Raw genomic sequence first — 2,970 nt, forward strand, 5'->3', positions numbered from 1 at the left:
CTTTAACACCTTTTTCAGTTAGATTTTTATCAATTTCAATATCTACTGAACAAGCACAGTCAACAATATTCCCCTCACTTATTAGCTTTTCAATATGCGGAACTAAAAAGGCATTAATGGTTCTACTCAAAGTTGTAATATATAATATATTCTTCATAATTTTACCAATTTTCCTTTTTAAACCATTTCGGTTTTATTTTTATCTATAATGCTAGTAAGATAATTTAATAAATCATCTCTTAAATCATCCCGTTGTAATGCAAATTCTGTAATTGTTTTGATAAAACCTAATTTTTCTCCTACGTCATAGCGAGTGCCTTCAAATTCATATGCATAAACAGCTTCTAAATGATTTAACTCCGCAATCGCATCTGTTAGTTGAATTTCTCCTCCAGCTCCAGGTTTTAATTCGTTTAATATTTCAAAAATTTTTGGACTTAAAACATAACGGCCCATAATTGCAAGATTTGATGGGGCCTCTTCTTGCGAAGGCTTTTCAACTAAATTTTTAATTTTGTGAAAACCTGTTCCAATTTGAACTCCACCTACAATTCCGTATCTTGAAACCTCATTATGTGGTACAGTTTGAACTCCTAATATTGATGAATTATACCGATTATATTTGTTAATCATTTGACTTAAACATGGTTTGTCAGCCTGTACAATATCGTCACCTAACAATACAGCAAATGGCTCATTACCGATAAACTTTCGTGCACACCAAATTGCATGTCCTAATCCCTTTGGCTCTTTTTGACGAATATAATGAATATCAACTAATTGAGACGACTTTTGAACTTCTGACAATAGATCATATTTCCCCTTATCCAAAAGGCTTTGTTCTAACTCAAACGAATAATCAAAATGATCTTCAATTGCTCTCTTTCCTTTTCCCGTAACAATGATAATGTCTTCTATACCAGACTCAATAGCTTCTTCTACAATATATTGAATCGTTGGTTTATCAACTATTGGTAACATTTCTTTCGGCATTGCTTTTGTAGCAGGAAGAAATCTAGTGCCTAATCCTGCTGCTGGTATAATCGCCTTTTTTACTTTCATTTATATGGACACTCCTTTAAAATTAGCCTGATATTGAAAGTATTTCTACTGCTTTTACTTTACCATTCGAAATATTCAGTAAATTACGTTTGAGAATTTCCTGATCTAATGTGGAATACGTTAAGATTAATTCATTGATTTCATCAATATATAATTTTGATGTTTTTCCGACATAAATTTTTGGGTATATTTGCTCTTCATACACTTCTTCCTTATTCAATAACTCTTCGAAAAGCTTTTCTCCCGGGCGTATTCCAGTAAACTCAATTCCTATTTCATCAATTGTGTTACCGGAAAATTTTATTAAGTTTTTTGCAAGATCAACAATTTTTACAGGCTCACCCATATCCAATACAAATATTTCTCCTCCGTTAGCTAGGGCCCCAGCCTGGATTACAAGCTTTGATGCTTCAGGAATCGTCATGAAATACCTAACCATATCTGGATGTGTTACTGTAATTGGTCCACCTTTTTCAAGTTGTTTCTTGAATAAGGGAATCACACTCCCCCGACTACCTAAGACATTTCCAAATCGAACAGCAACAAATTTAGTTTTACTATTTCGATCAAAATATTGAATCATCATTTCTGCTAATCTTTTTGTAGCCCCCATTACACTTGTTGGATTTACTGCTTTGTCAGTTGAAATCATAACGAATGTTTCAATATCATATAGACTAGCGGCAGTTGCAACATTCACTGTTCCAATGATGTTATTTTTAACTGCCTCTTCAGGATTTTGCTCCATTAATGGAACATGCTTATGTGCGGCAGCATGGTATATTACATGTGGTCTATGTTTTTTCATTATTGATATCATTTTCTTCTCGTCTTGAACGTCTGCAATTTCTGTAATAAATTCAATCGAAGTATTTTCGAATTGCTCTTTTAATTCCATATTTATTGTATAAATGCTATTTTCGCCATGTCCTAATAAGATTAAAGTACTTGGATTAAACTTTGATACTTGCCTACATATTTCCGACCCAATTGATCCACCTGCACCTGTTACTAATACAACCTTGTTTGTTATTGAATCAGAGATCATTTCAATGTCCAATTCAACAGCCTCACGCCCTAATAAGTCTTCAACCTGGACGTCACGAAATTGGTTTACGGATACTTTTCCAGTCATAATATCCTCTAGCATAGGTAGAATTTTTGTTTTTGCTTTCGTTTTAGTACATTCTTGTAAAATTTTATTTAACTCTTTTTTTCTTAAGGACGGAATTGCAATTATTATATTGCTTATATCTAGTATATTTACATAATGGTTAATCTGGTTTACCCCGCCCACTACAGGGATTCCTAATATATGTAAATTTTGTTTTTTTACATTATCATCGATAAATGCTACGGGTATTAATTCTGAATCATTATTTTTTAACAATTGTCTAACTACCATCGTCCCAGCAGCACCGGCACCAATAATAAGTGTTCTATTTTTATTCTCTGTATTCTTCTTAAACGAATCTGTGTATATTCTCCAAACTAAACGAGTTCCTCCAATTAACAAAATATGCAGAAACCATGTTACAGTAAGTAGACGGAAATACATTTCGTGTATAGTCAGTTTCTGTACGATTGCAGCGCAAATAATTGAGTAGGTAATTGCTTCAAAGATAATAATTAATTCCCCTATGCTTGCATATTCCCAGGATTTCTTATATAGCTTAAATATAAAAGAAAAAAAATGATGGCTAAGTAATAATGTGATTGAGCTAATAACGATTGGTGAATTGAAAACTCCAATTCCAGGGTTTACTAAAAATCGACTAAAGAAAATTGAAGTTAATACAATAAATGAATCTAAGAAAATAATAAAAGAAACTCTTTGTCTATATGTCACATTACTTACTCCTTTTCTATACGATTTTTGCCTAAAATTTTTAAAGTCTTTAACTATTG

The 2,970-nt window shown here is 32.3% G+C and carries 2 protein-coding genes; both read right to left on the reverse strand.

Going from position 1 to position 2,970, the window contains the following annotated elements; genetic code table 11:
- Positions 1-177 precede the first annotated feature (177 nt).
- The gene (gene galU / locus CN514_RS20775; protein ID WP_098234216.1) at positions 178-1,062 is read right to left on the reverse strand and encodes a UTP--glucose-1-phosphate uridylyltransferase GalU; all 885 of its coding nucleotides are present in this window, start codon (positions 1,060-1,062) and stop codon (positions 178-180) included.
- Positions 1,063-1,084: 22 nt separating this feature from the next.
- The gene (locus tag CN514_RS20780) at positions 1,085-2,911 is read right to left on the reverse strand and encodes a polysaccharide biosynthesis protein (protein WP_098234217.1); all 1,827 of its coding nucleotides are present in this window, start codon (positions 2,909-2,911) and stop codon (positions 1,085-1,087) included.
- Between the last annotated feature and the right edge of the window lie 59 nt (positions 2,912-2,970).

The organism is Bacillus sp. AFS001701, from assembly GCF_002559405.1.
In the GTDB taxonomy this organism is placed as follows: Bacteria; Bacillota; Bacilli; order Bacillales; family Bacillaceae_G; genus Gottfriedia.

Coding starts and splice junctions, on each gene's coding strand:
- galU (WP_098234216.1), bottom strand. CDS start 1,062: ATGAAAGTAAAAAAGGCGATTATACCAGCAGCAGGATTAGGCACTAGA.